At 61.7% G+C, this 18,865-nt stretch carries 20 protein-coding genes and 1 pseudogene; 14 read left to right on the top strand and 7 right to left on the bottom strand.

What is annotated here, in order from left to right:
- The first annotated feature begins 23 nt into the window (after window positions 1–23).
- Complete coding sequence (locus tag IEX53_RS00530; protein WP_188820394.1) at window positions 24–1,523, top strand: CoA-acylating methylmalonate-semialdehyde dehydrogenase; 1,500 nt, start codon at window positions 24–26, stop codon at window positions 1,521–1,523.
- A 25-nt stretch (window positions 1,524–1,548) separates the two neighbouring features.
- Here IEX53_RS00530 and IEX53_RS00525 read toward each other — a convergent pair whose 3' ends face one another.
- Window positions 1,549–2,451, bottom strand: coding sequence for a LysR family transcriptional regulator (locus IEX53_RS00525; RefSeq protein ID WP_188821060.1), 903 nt, complete (start codon window positions 2,449–2,451; stop codon window positions 1,549–1,551).
- Window positions 2,452–2,651: 200 nt separating this feature from the next.
- On the opposite strand from IEX53_RS00525, the gene IEX53_RS00520 reads away from it, so the two are divergent.
- Window positions 2,652–3,338 carry a L,D-transpeptidase gene (locus tag IEX53_RS00520; protein WP_188820392.1) on the top strand — a complete coding sequence of 229 codons (687 nt, stop codon included), beginning with the start codon at window positions 2,652–2,654 and terminating at the stop codon, window positions 3,336–3,338.
- 11 nt (window positions 3,339–3,349) lie between these two features.
- Here IEX53_RS00520 and IEX53_RS00515 read toward each other — a convergent pair whose 3' ends face one another.
- On the bottom strand, window positions 3,350–3,949 hold the full coding sequence (locus IEX53_RS00515) for a TetR/AcrR family transcriptional regulator (RefSeq protein WP_188820390.1): 600 nt from the start codon (window positions 3,947–3,949) through the stop codon (window positions 3,350–3,352).
- A gap of 78 nt (window positions 3,950–4,027) precedes the next feature.
- On the opposite strand from IEX53_RS00515, the gene IEX53_RS00510 reads away from it, so the two are divergent.
- Window positions 4,028–4,993 (top strand): alpha/beta fold hydrolase, encoded by a 966-nt coding sequence (locus tag IEX53_RS00510; protein ID WP_188820389.1) that lies wholly within the window; start codon window positions 4,028–4,030, stop codon window positions 4,991–4,993.
- Here the strand turns inward: IEX53_RS00510 and IEX53_RS00505 are convergent, their stop codons facing one another.
- Window positions 4,994–6,637, bottom strand: coding sequence for an MFS transporter (locus IEX53_RS00505; protein ID WP_188821059.1), 1,644 nt, complete (start codon window positions 6,635–6,637; stop codon window positions 4,994–4,996).
- Here IEX53_RS00505 and IEX53_RS00500 point away from each other — a divergent pair.
- From IEX53_RS00500 to IEX53_RS00485, 4 genes are all read left to right on the top strand, one after another.
- Window positions 6,627–6,812 carry a hypothetical protein gene (locus IEX53_RS00500; RefSeq protein WP_188820387.1) on the top strand — a complete coding sequence of 62 codons (186 nt, stop codon included), beginning with the start codon at window positions 6,627–6,629 and terminating at the stop codon, window positions 6,810–6,812. The genes IEX53_RS00505 and IEX53_RS00500 overlap by 11 nt on opposite strands.
- Before the next feature lie 124 nt (window positions 6,813–6,936).
- A complete protein-coding gene (locus IEX53_RS00495) occupies window positions 6,937–7,386 on the top strand; it encodes a VOC family protein (RefSeq protein WP_188820385.1) in 450 nt (149 codons plus the stop codon).
- 254 nt (window positions 7,387–7,640) lie between these two features.
- A complete protein-coding gene (locus IEX53_RS00490; protein ID WP_373288507.1) occupies window positions 7,641–8,072 on the top strand; it encodes a hypothetical protein in 432 nt (143 codons plus the stop codon).
- A 139-nt stretch (window positions 8,073–8,211) separates the two neighbouring features.
- Window positions 8,212–8,712 (top strand): TIGR00645 family protein, encoded by a 501-nt coding sequence (locus IEX53_RS00485; protein WP_188820381.1) that lies wholly within the window; start codon window positions 8,212–8,214, stop codon window positions 8,710–8,712.
- 7 nt (window positions 8,713–8,719) lie between these two features.
- Here IEX53_RS00485 and IEX53_RS00480 read toward each other — a convergent pair whose 3' ends face one another.
- Window positions 8,720–9,610 carry an AraC family transcriptional regulator gene (locus tag IEX53_RS00480; protein ID WP_188820379.1) on the bottom strand — a complete coding sequence of 297 codons (891 nt, stop codon included), beginning with the start codon at window positions 9,608–9,610 and terminating at the stop codon, window positions 8,720–8,722.
- A gap of 139 nt (window positions 9,611–9,749) precedes the next feature.
- Here IEX53_RS00480 and IEX53_RS00475 point away from each other — a divergent pair, with 139 nt between their 5' ends.
- Window positions 9,750–10,505, top strand: a complete 756-nt coding sequence (locus IEX53_RS00475) for an SDR family oxidoreductase (protein ID WP_188820376.1) — start codon at window positions 9,750–9,752, stop codon at window positions 10,503–10,505.
- Window positions 10,506–10,607: 102 nt separating this feature from the next.
- The gene (gene ald / locus IEX53_RS00470; RefSeq protein WP_188820374.1) at window positions 10,608–11,723 is read left to right on the top strand and encodes an alanine dehydrogenase; all 1,116 of its coding nucleotides are present in this window, start codon (window positions 10,608–10,610) and stop codon (window positions 11,721–11,723) included.
- Between the two features lie 162 nt (window positions 11,724–11,885).
- On the opposite strand, the gene IEX53_RS00465 is transcribed toward ald, so the two are convergent.
- Together IEX53_RS00465 and IEX53_RS00460 are read right to left on the bottom strand one after the other, a co-directional pair.
- A complete protein-coding gene (locus tag IEX53_RS00465; RefSeq protein ID WP_188820373.1) occupies window positions 11,886–12,086 on the bottom strand; it encodes a CsbD family protein in 201 nt (66 codons plus the stop codon).
- A 62-nt stretch (window positions 12,087–12,148) separates the two neighbouring features.
- Window positions 12,149–12,325 (bottom strand): hypothetical protein, encoded by a 177-nt coding sequence (locus tag IEX53_RS00460; protein WP_188820371.1) that lies wholly within the window; start codon window positions 12,323–12,325, stop codon window positions 12,149–12,151.
- 44 nt (window positions 12,326–12,369) lie between these two features.
- Between IEX53_RS00460 and IEX53_RS00455 the strand changes: the two genes are divergently transcribed.
- The 5 genes and pseudogenes from IEX53_RS00455 to IEX53_RS00435 all read left to right on the top strand — a co-directional run bounded on the left by IEX53_RS00455 (window position 12,370) and on the right by IEX53_RS00435 (window position 15,451).
- Window positions 12,370–13,140, top strand: a complete 771-nt coding sequence (locus tag IEX53_RS00455; RefSeq protein WP_188820369.1) for an amino acid ABC transporter substrate-binding protein — start codon at window positions 12,370–12,372, stop codon at window positions 13,138–13,140.
- A gap of 90 nt (window positions 13,141–13,230) precedes the next feature.
- Complete coding sequence (locus IEX53_RS00450; protein WP_236015974.1) at window positions 13,231–13,911, top strand: amino acid ABC transporter permease; 681 nt, start codon at window positions 13,231–13,233, stop codon at window positions 13,909–13,911.
- Window positions 13,908–14,684, top strand: coding sequence for an amino acid ABC transporter ATP-binding protein (locus tag IEX53_RS00445; RefSeq protein WP_188820367.1), 777 nt, complete (start codon window positions 13,908–13,910; stop codon window positions 14,682–14,684). The genes IEX53_RS00450 and IEX53_RS00445 overlap by 4 nt, the downstream gene beginning before the upstream one ends.
- A gap of 63 nt (window positions 14,685–14,747) precedes the next feature.
- Window positions 14,748–15,008, top strand: a complete 261-nt coding sequence (locus tag IEX53_RS00440) for a type II toxin-antitoxin system Phd/YefM family antitoxin (RefSeq protein WP_188820365.1) — start codon at window positions 14,748–14,750, stop codon at window positions 15,006–15,008.
- A 3-nt stretch (window positions 15,009–15,011) separates the two neighbouring features.
- Window positions 15,012–15,451: pseudogene (locus IEX53_RS00435) on the top strand (type II toxin-antitoxin system VapC family toxin).
- A gap of 44 nt (window positions 15,452–15,495) precedes the next feature.
- On the opposite strand, the gene IEX53_RS00430 reads toward IEX53_RS00435, so the two are convergent.
- Window positions 15,496–18,771 (bottom strand): autotransporter domain-containing protein, encoded by a 3,276-nt coding sequence (locus tag IEX53_RS00430; RefSeq protein WP_236015973.1) that lies wholly within the window; start codon window positions 18,769–18,771, stop codon window positions 15,496–15,498.
- Window positions 18,772–18,865: the final 94 nt, after the last annotated feature.

Raw genomic sequence — 18,865 nt, 5'->3', positions numbered from 1 at the left:
ACAGCAACAGGGGAAGATACGCCATGCCCACTGACATTTCCCATTTCATCGACGGCCGTCTTAATGCGGGCCGCAGCGGCCAGTCCGCCCCTGTCTTCAACCCGGCAACGGGCGAGGCGACCGGCTCCCTCGCGCTCGCCGGGGCCGACGAGGTGCGTGAGGCCGTGGCCGCCGCGAAACGCGCCTTTCCGGGATGGGCCGCCACGACGCCGCTGCGCCGCGCCCGCATATTGAACCGCTTCCTCCACATCATCGAGGAGCGCATAGACGAGCTTGCCGCGATCATCACCGCCGAGCACGGCAAGGTGCTGTCGGACGCCAAGGGCGAAATCCAGCGCGGCATGGAGGTGGTGGAGTTCGCCACCGCCGCGCCGCAGCTGCTCAAGGGCGAGATAACGGAGAATGTCGGCACGCGCGTGGATAGTTACTCGCTGCGCCAGCCGCTGGGCGTCGTCGCTGGTATCACGCCCTTCAACTTCCCGGCCATGGTGCCGATGTGGATGTTCCCGGTGGCGCTCGCCTGCGGCAATTGCTTCATTTTGAAGCCGTCCGAGCGCGACCCCTCCGCCTCGCTGCTTCTCGCCGCCTGGCTCAAGGAAGCGGGCCTGCCCGATGGCGTCTTCAATGTGGTGCATGGCGGCAAGGAGGCGGTCGACGCCATCCTCCACGACCCTGATATTGCCGCCGTAAGCTTCGTCGGCTCAACCCCCATCGCCCGCTATATCTACGAGACTGCGGCGCGCACGGGCAAGCGCTGCCAGGCGCTGGGTGGGGCGAAAAACCACATGGTCATCATGCCCGACGCCGACATGGATCAGGCGGCCGATGCGCTGATGGGCGCGGCCTATGGCTCGGCGGGCGAGCGGTGCATGGCGATATCAGTCGCCGTGCCGGTGGGCGAGAAGACGGCGGAGACGCTGATCGAGAAGCTCGAGCCTCGTATCCGTGCATTGAAGATCGGCCCCGGCACCGACCCTGACGCGGAAATGGGCCCGCTGGTGACAAAGCAGCATCTGGAGCGCGTCCGGGGCTATATCGACACCGGCGTGGCGGAAGGGGCGAAGCTCGTCGTCGATGGCCGCGGCTTCAGGATGCAGGGCTATGAGAACGGCTATTTCATCGGCGGCACGCTGTTCGACCACGTGACATCAGAGATGACGATCTACAAGGAAGAGATCTTCGGCCCGGTCCTGGCGATCACCCGCGCCGATACGTTCGAGACCGCCGCGCGGCTCATCAATGAGCACGAATTCGGCAACGGCACCGCGATCTTCACCCGCGACGGCGACGCCGCCCGCGAATTCGCCCATCACATCCAGGTCGGCATGGTCGGCATCAACGTGCCGATCCCCGTGCCCATGGCCTTCCACTCTTTCGGCGGCTGGAAAGCCTCGCTCTTTGGCGACCACCATATGCACGGCCCGGAAGGCGTGCGCTTCTATACCAAGCTAAAGACCATCACCAGCCGCTGGCCGACCGGCATTCGCGAAGGCGCGGAATTCGTGATGCCGACGATGCGGTAAAACGGACAATCCTCAAGGGAAGCATTCAATCCACTCCCTCGATTGCCTTCAGCCTGGGCACCAGAAAATCCGTGAAGGCGCGCACGATCGGGCGCATGAAGCGCGTCGAGGGAAAGGTCAGAAACATTTCCGTCGCGCGGATCGAATATTCCGGCAATAGCTGGATGAGGCTGCCCGCAGCGAGATCGTCTGAGATGAGGATCGTCTGCACCGGTCCGGCGCCTCGTCCCTCCCTGAGGCTGCGGGTGATCACCTCCGCATTGTTCGTTCTGAGCTTCGGGCGGACCGGCACCTCGACCGTCTCGCTGCCGCGATGCAGCGTGAGCGTGTTGCGCGGCGACAGGAAGGCAAGCGTCGTCACGATGTCGAGTTCGGCGAGGCGCTCGACCGAATCGACCGGGCCTGCACGCTTGAGATAGGCGGGAGAGGCGACCAGAACGCGCCGGACGAGCCCGATCCGCCGGGCGATGACACCCTGATTCTCCGGCCGGTCATAGCGGATCGCCAGGTCGAAATTCTCGTGGATGAGATCGACATGGCGGTTGTCCAGCACCAAGTCTACGCAGACCAGCGGGTTCTCCTCCTGAAATTCCATGACGATACGGTCGAGATGTTGCGCGCCGATGCAGGAGGGTGCGAATATGCGGAGCGTGCCCTGCATCTCGCCCGTTTCGCGCCGCACGCCTTCGAGCGCCGCTTCGATTGAGGCCAGCGCCATGCGGCTTGTCTCATAAAGCGCGAGGCCTTGCGGCGTCGGGCGGACGGCGCGGTTGCTGCGCTCCAGCAGCCTTGCGTTGACGTGCCGCTCAAGGTTCCTCAAATGTTTCGTAACCGCTGGCTGGGAGATCGAGAGATCCTTGGCTGCGCCGGTAATCGATCCTTTCTCGACCGTTCTGACAAAGGCGCGAAGAGCGGCATTGATGTCCATGGCATAGCTTTCGGTTATGGTGGCTATGCCATCATAACCAATAGACATTTCGCGCGCCAGACCTCCTTATGCCGCCAGAGCATGATCCCGAAAAGTTGCAGACTTTTCGGCGAAGATCATGCGGCGAAAAGAGCATGATCCCGAAAAGTTGCAGACTTTTTCGGTCAAGATCATGCGGCGAAAAAGGAGACCATCCCCATATGCTCATCACGCGCCGCTCTTTCATGACTGGCCTGCCACTTGCTCTCGGCGGCTGCGCAACGGCTGAAATACCGGTTCCGGCAAGGCCGGTGGCGAAAGGCCCAGCCGGCGATTCCGTTTATCGTGAAATGTACGGACCGGTTACCTCGGAGCCATGGCCTATCGCCGGGGTAGACCTGAAGCGCGTCAACCCGAAATTCCTGCGTCAGGAGGTGGATTACGTCTCTTCCTATGCGCCGGGCACGGTGGTAGTCGATCCCAACGAGCGCTTTGCCTATCTGATCCGCGAGAACAGCCGGGCGCTTCGTTATGGCGTCGGCGTGGGAAAGGTCGAGGCCTTCAATTTTCAGGGCGAGGCGACGATAGCGGCCAAGAAGGAATGGCCGGGCTGGAAACCGACGCCGGACATGATCGCGCGGGAGCCCGAGCGCTACGGGCCTTTGAAGGATGGCCTGCCGGGCGGCCCGAATAATCCGCTAGGGCCGCGCGCGCTTTACCTTTTCCGCGACGGGCGCGACACTTTTTATCGCCTGCACGGCACGGTCGAGCCGTGGACGATCGGAACCAAGGTTTCGTCGGGCTGCATCCGGCTGTTCAATCAGGATATCATCGATCTCTACAGCCGTGTTCCCGTTGGCAGCAAGGCCGTAGTGCTTCCGGTCATTCCAGAGCATCAGTCAGCCTAACGCCTGCGCCACTATAACTGCCGCGCCCTGAGGCCCGCCACCACCTCTTCGACAATCTCCTGCAATTCCTCCCGCGTCGCGCCGTCCCGCGCCTGGATGGAGATGCCCTGCATCACTGCGGCCAGATGCCGGGCGAGGCGGGGCAATTCTTCCCTCCCGGCGAAAGGTTCCAGCGTCCGCGCGATCCGCTCCCGCATCGCCGCGCGCCGTTCGGCCGCCTCGCGGGCGAGCGCTGCGTTGTCGGGCTGGCACTCCACCATGCCGCTCGAGATCATGCAGCCGGGTTCGCGCGCGGGGTCGGTGACGGCCCTGACCGCCGCTTCGAGCAGCAGCCACACCGCCTCGCCAAGCGTCTTTGCCGTGGCAATCGCGGGGACATTGAGCAGCCCCAGCGTTTCCTCATAGCGGCTAAGCGCTTCCCGGTAGAGCCCCGCCTTGCTGCCGAACGCCGCATAAAGGCTGGGCGGGGCGATGCCGATGGCCTTGGTGAGGTCTGCCACCGACACCCCCTCATAGCCATGCCGCCAGAAGAGCCGCATCGCGGTCTCTATCGCCTTGTCGCGATCGAAGCTCCAGGGCCGCCCGCCGCGTGGTTTTGCATCCTGTTCCATAACGGTCACTAAACAACAACTTGACATCAGGGTCAATATGGGTTGAATAGCGATCACTAAAAAACAAGGAGCAAACCGATGAAATCCTCCCGACGCACCTTCCTTTCCGGCGTGGCCGGCCTTGTCGCGCTGGCGCTGGGTGCTGCCACCGTCTCCCCTCTGGCCTATGCAGGGCCCGCCGTGGCGACTCAGGCGAGCGTGCAGGAAAAGGCCCCGCACCAAGAAACCTTCTCCGTCCGCTCGAGAGACGGCACGATGCTGGTGGGCGAGGCACAGGGCGATCCGCAAGCGCCGGAGATCCTCTTCATCCATGGCCTGCGCCAGAGCCGGTTGAGCTGGGAGAAGCAGCTCGATGATCCCGCACTCAAGGACTTTCGGATCGTCAGCTTCGACCTGCGCGGCCATGGCGATTCGGACAAGCCCGCGTCACCCGATGCCTATTCCGACGCGGATAAATGGGCGGATGATGTCGCCGCTGTCATAAAGGCGGCGAAGCTGCGCAAGCCCGTGCTGGTCGGCTGGTCGCTCGGCGGCTATGTGGCGGGCGCTTATTTGCGCAAATATGGCGGCGCTGAAATCGCTGGAGTCAATCTGGTCGATGCGGTCACGAAGCTATCGCCCGACCTGCTGACCGAAGAGGCAGGCGTGTTCACCCGCACCGCCACCTCGCACGACCTCGCGGAACGCACCGTGGCGACAGCAGATTTCCTCGCCGCCTGCTTCCATCAGCAGCCGACGGCGGAGGAGATGAGGCGCATGCTCGTCATCAACGGCATGACCGCACGCGCTGCCAATGAAGGTTTCGTTAAGACCGGGACGACCGATCTCGAACCCGTCTTCAAGGATTATGCCGGCCCGGTCCTGCTGACCCACGGCGTCCATGACCGGCTGGTGCGCACAACCATGTCCGAGCGGATCAAGGCCGTTCACTCAAATAGCCAGCTTTCGCTCTTCGACAAGAGCGGCCACAGCCCGTTCTATGAAGAGCCGGAACGCTATAACAAGGAGCTTGCCGAGTTCGTGAAGGCGGCGAACAAGGAGTAGTCAGGGCGTAACCGGAGAAGACGACGGCACGTCCATTTTCAGCGGCGTGTCGTCCTTCACCGGAACCGTCTGGCGTTCGATCATGCGATGGACCCTCGGTGGCTCATCGCCACGGTGCAGCGCTCGCAGCCGGGCGCCCACTTCCGCATCGGCCTGCGTGCGCCGCTTGTTGTGGCGGATATATTCCACCCAGGTCGGCACATGGTAGGTCTCGGTCCAGACGTCAGGGTTTTCCAGGTCGCGCAGCAGCGCCCATTGCTGGGCGCCGTCGCGGATGCGGATTTTGCGGCGCTTGTTCATGGCGGCGAGGAATTCCGGCACGTCCTCCTGCGCGATTCTGTAATCGATCATCACCATGATCGGCCCGCTGCGCGAGCGCAAATCGAGGAGCAGCTGCGGCTCGGTGAACCCTTCCACCGGGGAAAGGTTGAGCGACTCGAAATCCGGCTGGCGCAGCACCAGGCCCAAAAGGCCGCCAAGCGTCAGCACGACGCCCGCGATGGTGAGCGCGCCCGCGACGCCTTGGCCATCGGCAAGCGCGCCCCAGAGCCAGCTTCCCGCCGCCATCCCGCCATAGGTCGCGGTCTGGTAAAGCGCCATGGCGCGCCCGACCACCCATCGCGGCGTGGAAAGCTGGACGGTGACGTTGAAGAGCGAGAAGCCCTGCACCCAGGCAAGGCCCGCGGGCATCAGGAGGAGGCAGCTCAGCCAGATTTCCCGGCTCGCTGCCAAGCCCCAGACGCTGAGCGCGAGGATGAAGAAGGAGCCCCGAATGATCGTCTCATTGCTGAAGCGCTCGCGGATGCGCACGCTGAAAAGCGCGCCTCCGATGGCTCCTAGCCCGAAAAAGCCCAGCATCACGCCATAGGTGATCGCGGTGCCGTCCACCTGATCGCGCGCGACGAGGGGCAGCAGCGCCAGGAAGACGATGGCCGTGAGGCCGAAGACGAAGGCGCGGCACATCACCTTCAGGATGTTCGGCGACATCAGCACATAGCGGAAACCCGCCGCCATGGCGGCGCCGAAGGGCTCACGCGGCAGGCCGGTATTGACGGGCGTGGTCTTCCAGCGCAGCAGCGCGATGATGAGGGCGAAATAGCAGAACACATTGAAAAGAAAGGCAAAGGCCGCCCCTGCGGTCGCCACGATGATGCCGCCGACCGCCGGGCCGATGCTGCGCATGAGGTTGTAGCTCATGCTGTTGAGCGCCACGGCGGCAGGCAGGTGCTCGCGCGGCACGATATCCCCCATCGAGGCCTGCCATGACGGATTGTTGAGCGCCCCGCCGCAGCCGATCAAAAAGGTGAGGCTCAGGAGAAACCACGGCGTCAGCGCGTCCGTATAGGCCAGCGCCGCCAGCGAGGCCGATACGCACAGCATGAAGCATTGCGCGGTGAGCATGATGCGCCGCCGGTCGAAATTGTCGGCCAGCGCCCCCGCCGCCAGCGAAAAGATCATGACCGGCAGGGTGAGGGAGGACTGTACCAGCGCCACCATGCCATGCGACGTGGCGATGCTCGTCATCAGCCAAGCCGCGCCCACACCCTCCACCAGCCCGCCAAGGTTCGAAACCAGCGTCGCGGACCACAGGGAACGGAAGGTCTTGTAGCGGAAGGGCAGGAGAGGGGAGTCTTTGCTGGACATCATGCTTACTGAAAAAGTGGCGGAAAAACCAATCCGCCTGCCTGCGGAAAAGCAGACAAAGCATTTCCTTTATTGCGGGGAATTTAGGTTAGCGAATCCGCTTCATCTGCCTGTCATGAACTGTGGGCGCTTTGTCAGTGATGGAGAAGCGCTGACGGTCATCAAATTTTCTTGACGAGTGAAAGATAGGGTGTTGGGCTGACGACGCTACCCGCTGTGGTCGCGCATCGGCTTCTCTTGCAAAGACCGATCAATGCGGCAAAGTGAGAAAGGAAGCAGCGGAGGGAGGACCGCCAACAATGCCGGCAGAAATTCCGTTTTCTCTCGTTGGTATCGATCACGTCGTCCTCCTGGTCGATGACATGGAGGCGGCGCTTCGGTTTTATCATGGCGTCCTCGGATGCCAGCCGGGTTACTCATATCCCGCATTGGGCATGGAGCAGGTCTGGTGCGGATCGGCTTTGATCGTTCTGTGGGACATTACCCACCCCGGAGGCCAGAAGGCGGCACCGCCGGTTGCCGGGGGGCGCAATGTCGATCATATCTGCATCGCCATCGGGCCGTTCGACCATGACGCGATGCGGACGCATTTGAAGCGCCATGGAGTGAAAATTTATCAGGAAGCCTTCCATGGCGGGGCGAGGGGAATGGGGCATTCCTTCTATATCCATGATCCTTTCGGCAACAAGCTGGAGATCAAAGGCCCGGCGGAATATCCGGATGGACGCAACGCTGCCACGGCGCGCTGACGATTGCGGCATTTGCGCAACAGGCTGTCTTCCGCAAGGGAATGCACGCGCTTGACGTGTTGACACCGGGTCGTACGGCTCGTTACGACGCCGCCCGTGTCCGCTCGCGCCGATTATGGCGATAAACTCTTGAATTTCAATTATTTCCTTAGAGCGCCGAGCGGGCTGAGAGGGTTGACTTGGAATGCCCACCGCCCGGCGGTGCGGCTATATTGGAGAGGGGTGGACAAATGTCCCGTGGGGATAAAGCAACCATGAACAGAACGGGCCTGGCGGTCGCGGCCCTGGTGGGGCTCAGCCTGGCAATGGCCGGCTGCGGCGGACGCGAGGCAAAGCCGATTGCCATCACCAATGCGACGGACAGCTCTTTGGATTGCGCGGCGGTCTCGCGCGAGTTCGCCGCCAATGAGCGCCAGATCCTCGCCACGTTGAAAGAGCGCACCCAGGCGCAGGGCAAGAACATCGTTCTCGGCGTGACAGGGGCGGTGATATTCTTCCCGGCGCTTTTCTTCATGGATCCGAAATCGCCGGAGAAGGTGGAGATAGACGCCTTGCGCAATCGCAACAAAGTGCTCGAAGACATCGCGCGGACCAAGAAGTGCGGACCGCTGAAGTCGCAGCTGACGGAAGTTTATAAGAAGCTCGACAATCCCCGCAGCTCGGAGCCGGCGAAGGTCAAGGACTAGGCGCAACTGGCGGCTTGTCCGTGAAAAGAACGATTGCGTCTTCCACGGCGCAATCGTTTTCAGCCTGCCAAAACCGTATTGCGGCTGCCATATTCCCTGATTAAACAAGGCTTCGTCGGTCAAGCCATGAGGAATCTGCATGAAATCGCTGGAATTGCTGGTCGAACGGATCATCCTGTCGAGCCGCTGGATTCTTGTCGCCTTCTATCTTGGCCTCGTGGCGGCGCTCGCCGTCTACGCCGTTTCCTTCGCCGGCAAGTTCCTGAAGATCGCGCAGAACGTGTTCAGCTATGGCGAAGCGGAGATGATCTTGGCCATGCTTGGCCTCATCGACGCGGCGCTGGTGGCGAGCCTCATCGTCATGGTGATGATCTCTGGATATGAGAATTTCGTCAGCCGTTTCGATGAGACGGACGCGGACGTTTCTTTCCTCGGCAAGCTCGATGCCGGCAGCCTGAAGATCAAGGTCGCATCCTCGATCGTGGCGATCTCCTCCATTCATCTGCTGCAGATATTCCTCAACGCCGACCATTATGACGATGGCAAGCTGATGTGGTATACGATCATCCATCTCGCCTTCGTTATCTCCGCCGTCATGCTCGGCTGGCTGGAGCGCATTTCCTCCAAGTCCAAGGAGTGACGGGCAGTCACTCCGCCGCGGCGATGACACCTTTTGCCGTCTTCCGGTCGCGGACGGGCGGCAGCCCGAACAGCCGCGCATATTCGCGGGTGAACTGCGGCACGCTCTCATAGCCCACCGCGAAAGCCGCGCTGCTTGCGGTCATGTCCTCGAACAGCACCAGCCGCCTTGCCTCGATAAGACGCAATTGCTTCTGGAACTGCAGGGGCGAAAGCGAGGTGACAGCGCGGAAATGCTGGTGGAAGGAGGAGGGGCTCATGCCCGCCACCGCCGCAAGCTGCTCGATCCGCAGGGGCTTCGCAAATTCGGCGCGCAGCATGGCCACCGCTCGCGCCACGCGCTGCACATGCCCATCCGGCCAGCCGAGCCGCCTTATCGCCGCCCCATGCCGCCCCGCCAACAGCCAATAATGCATCTCCCGCACCAATTGCGCCTGCAGCACAGGCAGCGAAGCCGGGCGGTCCAGAAGCCGCATCAGCCGCAAAGCGGCATCGGCCACTTCCGCCTCGGTCGGCTCCACCCGTATGGGCCGCGCGTCGTCATCGGGCGCGGCACTCATTTCCGCCACAAGGCCGGCAATGACCGCCGGGTCGAGCTCCAGCACCAATGAAAAATAAGGCGCGGCGGGGCTGGCACGGGTGATCTGGCTCACGGTCGGCACATCCGCCGCGATCAGCAGGGAATCCCCAGCGGAAAAGGCAAAACTTTCCGCTCCCATCGCCACATGCTTGGCTCCGGCCAGCACCAGGCAGGCGAGGGGGCGGGAAATCGCATGATCGAGACCGCTCGGCGCAGTACCGCGCACAAGGGTAAGGCCGGGGATCGGCGTTCGCGCGATTCCGGCGCTGTCGGCATGGGACTGGGCATAGCGCCTGATAGTGTCGAGAAGTGTACTCATGCCACGAGCCTACCCCACCGCCGCGCTCTTCGCATCTCTTTTGGACGATCAGGCAAGAATTGTCGAGTTTCCAGCAACACGGTCGGGCGCGCGTGGTGGATATGAATGGGCACCGAAAGCTCACTTAAGGGAGTCCAGCATGACCAAGATTGCACTTGTCACCGGCGCCAGCCGCGGCCTTGGCCGCAACACCGCAATCAGCATTGCCCGCGGCGGCGGCGATGTCATCATCACCTATCAAAGCCGCCGCGCCGATGCCGAGGCGGTCGTCGCCGAGATCGAGGCGATGGGCCGCCGCGCGCTCGCCTTCCAGCTCGATACGGGCGATGTCGCCGCCTTCCCGCCTTTCGCCGAAACCCTGCGCGCTGCGCTGCGCGAGAATTGGGGCCGCGAGAGCTTCGACCATCTCGTCAACAATGCCGGTCATGGCGACTATGGGCTTGTCAGTGAGACGACGGAAGAACAGTTCGACCGGCTGGTCAATGTCCATCTCAAGGGCGTGTTTTTCCTCACCCAGACGCTGCTGCCGCTGATCGCCGATGGCGGGCGCATCGTCAACCTCTCCTCAGGGCTCACACGGTTTGCGGCTCCAGGCTGGTCCGCTTACGCGGCGGTGAAAGGTGCTGTCGAAGTCCTGAGCGTCTATCTGGCGAAGGAACTGGGTAGCCGGGGCATCGCGGTCAATACGGTTGCGCCGGGGGCGATCGAGACGGATTTTTTCGGCGGCGCGGTCCGCGATACGCCGGAATTCAACAGCCTCTTCGCCAGTATGACCGCGCTTGGCCGCGTCGGCGTGCCCGATGATATCGGCCCGATGATCGCCAGCCTGCTCACCGAGGATAATCGCTGGATCAACGCCCAGCGTATCGAGGTTTCCGGCGGGCAGGGGATTTAGAATTAGATCGCGCGGCTATACAACTTAAAGCGCGCTTGATTGGAAACTGCCGCTCGCCCTCCTATTTCTTCAATATCCCTGTTGGAAAAAGAGGAGGGCGTAATGCGCGTCGGCTGCCCCAAGGAAATCAAAAACCATGAATATCGCGTCGGCCTCACGCCGGGGGCCGTACGCGAATATGTCGCCCATGGCCATGAAGTGATCGTCCAGTCGGGCGCTGGAGCAGGCATCGGCGCCGACGATGGCGCATACAGGCAAGCGGGCGCGCTGGTGGTGCCGTCAGCGGAAGAGGTCTTCCTCAACGCCGACATGATTGTAAAAGTGAAGGAGCCGCAGCCTTCGGAATGGGCGCAATTGCGCGAAGGGCAGATCCTCTACACCTATCTCCATCTTGCGCCCGATCCGGAACAGACAAAGGGGCTGCTTGCCTCTGGCGTCACGGCCATCGCCTATGAAACGGTGACCGATGATCGCGGCGGGCTGCCGCTTCTGGCCCCTATGTCCGAGGTTGCCGGCCGTCTCGCGGTACAGGCGGGGGCCACGGCCCTGCAGAAGGCCAATGGCGGGCGCGGCATTCTCTTGGGCGGTGTGCCTGGCGTCTCTCCGGGCAAGGTCGCTATCATCGGCGGCGGTGTGGTCGGCGTCAACGCTGCGATGATGGCCACGGGCCTTGGCGCGGACGTTACCATCCTCGACCGTTCCATTCCGCGCCTGCGTGAGCTCGACGAGCTCTTCCGTGGCCGCATTCATACGCGCTATTCCACCATTGAGGCGCTGGAGGAGGAGGTTTTCTCGGCGGATCTCGTCATCGGAGCAGTGCTGGTCCCCGGCGCTGCCGCGCCGAAGCTGGTGACCCGCGCCATGCTCTCAGGCATGAAGAAGGGAGCCGTCATCGTCGATGTCGCCATCGATCAGGGCGGCTGCTTCGAAACCTCGCGCGCCACTACCCATTCCGATCCGGTCTATGAGGTGGACGGCGTCATCCATTACTGCGTCGCCAACATGCCGGGCGCGGTGCCGGTCACCTCGACGCACGCGCTCAACAACGCGACCTTAAAATACGGCTTGCAGCTCGCCGACCATGGCCTGCAGGCGCTGATCGACAATCCGCATCTGCGCAATGGGCTCAACGTGCATAAAGGCCGCCTCACCAATCGCCCCGTCGCCGAGGCGCTGGGGCTGGAGATGGTGGAGCCTGACAGGGTTCTGGCGGCTTGATGAACCACTGCCCTCCTCCCTCCCCCTTGCGGGGAGGGTGGCCCGAAGGGTCGGGTGGGGGTGGTGACGCGTACGCCACTGTCTCCAGCAAAAGCGCAAACGTCACCACCCTCATCCGCCCACTATCGCGGGCACCTCCCCCGCAAGGGGGAATGTTGTGCTTTAATTCAGGCCTCTCGACCAGTCGTCCACCTGGCGCTGGGCTTCTTCCTTGGCGATGCCGTAGCGCTCCTGCACCTGGCCGACCAATTGATCGCGGTTGCCCGCGATGCGGTCGATGTCGTCGTCGGTAAGGTCACCCCACTGTTCGCGGATCTTGCCCTTAACCTGTTTCCACTGTCCTGCAATCTGATCCCAGTTCATCCCATTTTCTCCTTCCTGTTTGGTCTTATGGGACAACGAATTGCTGGCTGGCGGGTTCCCTGTCATTTTTGCTTGATGAGCCAGGAGAGCTTTTTCCGCCCTGCCGCCACCATGATAGGTATCGGGCGATTTTTTGCTAAAACGAAGCTATTTATGCGATTCAAATTCCAATATTTCGCTGGTTTAGAAAACCATTCGCGTTTCAATCCTGTTATGTTTTTGCCATTCTCTGGCTCCAAGCAATCTCCGGCCAAAAAGGCCGAAACTCAGGAAACGCAAAATCATGAAACGCTTGCTTTCGCTGCTCGTCGCCGGCGCCCTGCAGCTTCTGGTGTTCGCTCCCGCCCACGCCAATGATCTGGCGGAGATCAAGTCCTCCGGCGTGTTCCGTATCGGCACCGAGGGCACCTACGCGCCCTTCACCTATCATGACGACACGGGCAAGCTCGTCGGCTTCGACGTGGAGATCGGTGAGGCGATCGCGCAGAAGCTGGGCGTGAAGGCGCAGTTCCTGGAAGGCCGCTGGGACGGTCTTATCGCCGGTCTCGACGCCAACCGTTATGACTCCGTCATCAACCAGGTGGGCATCACCGAGGAACGCAAGAAGAAGTACGACTTCTCCGATCCCTACATCGCTTCCAAGGCGGCGCTGATCGTGCGCGGCGACAACACCGATATCAAGACCTTCGCCGATCTGAAGGGCAAGAAATCGGCCCAGTCGCTGACCAGCAATTTCGGCAAGCTTGCCGCCTCGAACGGCGCCGAGCTCGTCGGCACCGATGGTTTCGACCAGTCGATCCAGCTTGTTCTGAATGGCCGCGCCGACGCGACCGTCAATGACAGCCTGTCCTTCCTCGACTTCAAGAAGCACAAGCCCGACGCCAATGTGAAGGTCGTCGCGACAGAGGAAAAGGCCGATTATTCCGGCGTGATCATCAACAAGAACCAGCCGGACCTGCTCGCCGCGATCAACAAGGCGCTGGCGGACATCAAGGCCGACGGCACCTATCAGAAGATTTCCGACAAATATTTCGGCCAGGACGTTTCGAAATAAGCGGAATTCGCGCATGAAGGACTGACCGGTTCCCCTGAGCCGGTCAGTTTTGTTTATTCTAAAGTTTGCGGCGCACAGGGAGGACAATCCTTGCCCAACTGGCTTCAGCTCATGCTGGAATCGCTCGGACCGCTCTTGATCGCGGCCGTGAAATTCACCGCTCCTCTCACGCTTCTTTCCTTCGCATTCGGGCTCACGCTCGGGCTGATCGTGGCGCTCATCCGGCTGTTCGGGCCGCGCCCGCTGGTCTGGCTCGTGCGCTTCTATGTCTGGATTATCAGAGGCACGCCGCTGCTGGTGCAATTGTTCCTGATCTTCTACGGCCTGCCGAGCGCCGGCATTGTACTCGACGCTTTCCCCGCGGCGCTGATCGGCTTTACGCTCAACATCGGCGCCTACAGCTCCGAGATCATCCGCGCCGCCATCGGCTCGGTGCCCAAGGGGCAATGGGAGGCGGCCTATTCCATCGGCATGACCTGGCCGCAGGCCATGCGCCGCACCGTGCTGCCGCAGGCCGCGCGCGTCGCCGTCCCCCCGCTGTCGAACACCTTCATCTCGCTCGTCAAGGATACGTCTCTGGCCGCCGCCATCACCGTGCCGGAGCTGTTCATGGCGGCGCAACGCATCGTCGCCACGACTTATGAGCCGCTGATCCTTTATATCGAGGCCGCGATCATCTATCTGGCGATGAGTTCGGTTCTCTCCCATCTCCAGGCCCGGCTTGAAAAGCGGCTGGGGCGCTATGGCGGTTTCATCGAGGCGCGGTCATGATCGGCTTGGAAAATATCGTAAAGAAATTCGGCGATCTCGCCGTCCTCAAGGGCGTGTCGCTTACCATGAACGAAGGCAGCGTCACCGCTCTCATCGGCCCCTCGGGCGGGGGCAAGAGCACGCTGCTGCGCTGCATAAATTTGCTCGAAATCCCCACCTCCGGCGCTTTGCGCATCGGCGATGAGCGCATCGTGTTCGAGGAAGGCAAGCGCGTTCCCACCGCCGATATCCAGCGCATCCGCCGCCAGACCGGCATGGTTTTCCAGAATTTCCAGCTGTTTCCGCATCGCACCGCCATCGAGAACGTCATGGAAGGCCCGATCGCCGTGCTGAAATGGCCGGAGGCGCGCGCCCGCGCCCATGCGATGGAGCTTCTGGAGAAAGTCGGCATGGCGCACAAGGCCGACGTCTGGCCCTCGACTCTGTCGGGTGGCCAGCAGCAGCGCGTCGCCATCGCCCGTGCGCTCGCCATGTCGCCGAGGGTACTGCTCTGCGACGAGCCGACCTCAGCGCTCGACCCGGAACTGGCGCAGGAAGTGGTGGATGTGCTGAGCCATCTGGCGAAGGAAGGCACCACCATGGTCATCGCCACCCACGATCTGCGCCTCGCCTCGACCATCGCGCAGGAAGCGGTGTTTCTCGACGGCGGCGTCGTGGTGGAAAAAGGCCCGGCGCGGCAGCTGTTCAGCAGCCCCGAGCATGAGCGCACCAAACGCTTCATCGCCACGCTGACGCAGGAAGCTGTGATGGTGAGCCAGGGGGAGGGGATATAGGCCCATCCTAGCGTTCAGGCGGAAAATACGCTATATGACCTCTATATTGGTCAGGAGCGTGACATGAACGCGGTTAATCTGGCGGATGCAAAGGCCCATTTGAGCGAGCTTCTCGATCAGGTGGAAGCTGGAAATTCCATTGAAATTACCCGGCACGGCAAGACGGTGGCCCGGCTTGTTCCGGCGGAACCGGAGCTAAAATCAATACCTCCCCGCAAGCCAATTGATTTCAAAAGGTTGCGGGCCTTCACCGATACGCTGCCAAAGGAAACCGAACATCCCGGCGAGTTCATACGGCGAATGCGAGATGATGAGCGTTATTAACGCATGTATTATCTTGATACGTCGCTCATCGTCGCTGCACTCTCGAACGCCGAAATCGCGAGTGATCGTGCGCAAGCTTGGCTTAGCGAACACGAATCGGCGCAATTATTCATCAGCGATTGGACGATTACTGAATTTTCGTCCGCGGTAGCTTTGAAGGTAAGGACCGGAACGCTTACGGTCGAACAGCGAGCAGCGTCCTTCGTGGAATTTAATTTGCTTGTTGCCGCAGCTTTACGCTGCTGCCGGTGACCAGCGAGCATTTTCGTACAGCCGCGAGATTTGCCGACCGTTACACCTTGGGTGTTCGCAGCGGCGATGCTTTGCATCTAGCTATTGCCTGGAACCATGGAGCTACCGTCTGTGCACTTGATGGACGGCTTGCCAAAGCCGGCCCAATCCTCGGCGGACCCACGGAGCTGTTGTCTTTAAAGCAGGCTTAAAACAAGCCCCGGGCGCCTTTCGGGGCGCCCGGGGCTTTCTAACATCAGAACTTCACGGCAAACCGCGCATCGACGCCGTTCTGCTTCACATCCGAGCCGAACTGGCCGGTGTAGCTGACGCCCAGCGTGGTGCGCTCGCTGAGCTTGACGTCGAACCCGGCTTCGACAAGGCCCATGTCCTCGGCCAGCGGCACGCCCGCCACCGAGAAGCCATTGCCGCCGTCGAAGGCCAGCGTCGAGACCGGCGTGGTGTCGCCATAGGCATGCTGCCAGCCGACCGTGCCGCGCGCTTCAGCCTCAACAGTGCCGAGCGTGAACGGTGCCGAAGCCCGAAGACCGAGCGTGGTGAAGGTCGTGGATGTCGTCTCTTCCGCCGCCGACAGTGCCGCCGCGCCGCCCGTCTCGGTGAAGCCGTCCGTCTTCACCCGCACATGGGCAAGGTTGGCGAAAGGCTCGAAGGCGACCTGCTTCATATCGATCCGGTAGCCGAGCTCGCCGAAGGCCTGGAAGGTGCCGGCATCGTAATCGGCTTTCAGACGGTCCTCAAAGCCGGAGAAGGCAACCGAGCGGGAGGTCTCGACCGAATGCCAGCTATAGCCAAGGCCGGAGCGCAGCGACAGCGCGCCGAAATGCCCGCCGCCATAGACGCCGACATGGTAATTGTCGCTTTCGCCCGAGCCCCTCGCATCGAAACTGGTGCGGCTGTAACCGGCAAAAGCGCCGAGGCGCCAGTCGGTGGCAACCGCCGTGTCGAAGCCGGTGACGAAACCGCCGGTCGACTGGTCGAGATCGGCAGCGTTGCCGTTGCCATCGGTCTTGCTCCACGCGCCGAAGGCCTGCCCCCACGCCGCCATTTGCGGCGTCTCGCCCTTCACAAGCGGCTTGGCATCCGGCCCATAGCCCAGCACCGGCAGGTCCGTTGCGGCCACATCGTTGAAGGCCGTGCGCAGACGGTCGTTGACTGCGCTGCGGATCAAGCGGCTGTCATTGATGAGCGCAGTCGTGGCCGAAGCGTGGATTTCGCCCGAGAGCTGGTCGAAGGCGCCGCGCGCAGCCGCCTCGCTGTCCTGCAGCACGACGGCATCATACACCTCGTTGCCCGCGCCGAGCGCCTCGATTGCCCCAGCGGTAGCCTTCTGGTTGCGCGTGATGCCGATGGTGGGGAACGCCACATCATTGCGGGCGATGTCGAGATAGACATTGCGCGGATCGTAGGTGAGGCCGAGATCGACGAAGGGCATGTTCTGGCTCAAATTGCCGAACGCGCCGGCGACGCCACCATCGGCGGTCAGGATCGTATAGCGCTGCCCCGGCATGTAATTGCCCGCGAGCTTGGAGATATAAACGTCTCCGCCCTCGAGCGTGGCCTTCCCCGTCACCGCCAGCTTGTCGCCCGTGCCGTCAGGCGCGATATTGGCGATATAGGTCGATCCTGCCCCCAGCGTCAGGTCGCCATCGACGGTCAGCGTGCCGATATCGTCTCCATCAGGCGTGAGCGTGCCGATGCCGAGCGCCGCGCCGCCGGTCTTCACCGTGCCCGCGCCGGTCAGGAGCGACATGGTGAGGTCGAAGCCATTGAGATCAAGCGTGCCGCCATTGACCGCATAGGCGGTATTGTTGACGAAAGCGCCAGCCACGCCTGCTTTCAATACGCCGTTCTCGACGATCGTGCCGCCCGTATAGCTGTTGGCGGCGGAAAGGACGAGCGTCCCGTCCCCGCGCTTCGACAGGGCGCCCGCGCCGCTGATCTGCTGGTCGGCGGAAACAATGTTGGAGGCATCCGCGATATCGATCCAGCCAAGCCCCTGCAGTTCCACCTCGCGGTTCAGACTATGCATCGCGGTTCCGGCCACCCGCAAGCCACCATTGACGAGCCGCAGGGCCGCATCCGGGCCGCCCAGCGCCGCGTCTTCGTCGACGATCACCGTGCCGCCATCGGTGACGACCGTTTCGCCGATGAAACTGTGATCATCGATGCAGTACTCCTCGATCGCCTGCTGAAAGCGCGCGTCTGTGCTCTTGCAATCGAGCAGTGTCTTCTTTTCCTGATCCGTCAGGCCGGTGAGGATGGGATTGCCGTTATCGTCGGAAATTTGCCCGAGATAGACGTCGTTCCGCATGTTGTTGCGGGAAAGGTAAAATTCCTTGCTGTTTTCCTCAAACACCGGTGCCACCGCGCCCCAGATGAGACGTGTTTTCCCAACCGTGCCGTCCATATAGGTCGCGAGGGCAGGTCCAACCCATTTGAAGGTATGTGCTACCGGTTCATGGTCGGAAACGGGGGCCGTGGTCCCATCGGGCTTGGTGACATAGACATCCTTGATGACGCCCGCATAGGGATCGTTCGGATCATCGTCTATCTTGTACCATTTGCCGAAGGGACGGCTTGCCAGGAAATGATCGATCTTCACCCGGTGCCAGCTTCCCCAGACATTTTCGTCATCCTCGCCCGCCGAAGGCCAAGTGCCGCTACCGTCATTGAGCTCGTGCGGTTTGAAGCCCTCACGTTCTGCATCGGTCTGAAGCAGCATGAATTGCTTCTTCAGAATGTTCATGGTTTGGGGTGTGTTGCCGGCAATCGGATACATCTCGTCGTTGAACAGGCCGGTCGGTATGGCCGCGGCATCGATTGCCGCTCCGCCTTTACCTTTCCAGTCGCTGATGAACTTGTCGAGCGCCGCATCATCCGTGGCGTATTGACGGAGCAGATCGTAGTAAAAACTATTGGTCGGGTTCTTGGTGTAAATCCGCAGGAGCAACTCCTGCTGGCTGACCGAATGCAGGCCGCGCTCCGATACATCGCCCGCATTAAAATCACCGGTTAGGATAACTGGCAGGCTTGCTCCCCTGGCCCAATTGTTCAAGGCCTTCGCCTCGGCCATGCGCTTGGTCGCCGGGTCGCTGTAGTCTAGATGCACTGTCCCGATCAGCGTCTGCGGACGCCCGCTATCCTCGTTGGCAATGGTATAGCTTACGTAACGGCCTTGGGTATTGAGGCCCGGCGATGTGTAGCTGCCGAAACTGCCGGGAAGCCGCGATATCACACCGACATCGCCGGTCAGTATGCCGCCATATTTTCCTAGCCCCGCATTCTCGAGGATTCCGGGAATGTCCGACACATAGCGGCTGCCATTGGCCTCCTGAAATGTCAGCACATCCCAGTTGCCGCCGATCATGAAATCGGAGGTGACCTGCGGGGTCTGCTTGAACTTGTTCCAGATATTTAACGTCAGGATCCGAAGTTTGCCGTCTTCCGCGCCCGCTGATGACGTTGCCGCAATGATAGCCCCAACAGCGACGCCGATCTTGGCTGCCGTCATCAAGCTTTTGGTTCTCTTCCGCATAATGCGCCCCACTGATAATGATCTTTAACGGACATTAAAATGTCAGTTTTTGATCATTATCGGTGTTATA

It is taken from the genome of Paramesorhizobium endophyticum (genome assembly GCF_014640615.1).
GTDB classification, from domain to species: domain Bacteria; phylum Pseudomonadota; class Alphaproteobacteria; order Rhizobiales; family Rhizobiaceae; genus Paramesorhizobium; species Paramesorhizobium endophyticum.
The sequence above is the reverse complement of the archived record's forward strand: the minus strand, read 5'-3'. Positions and strand labels throughout refer to the sequence as shown.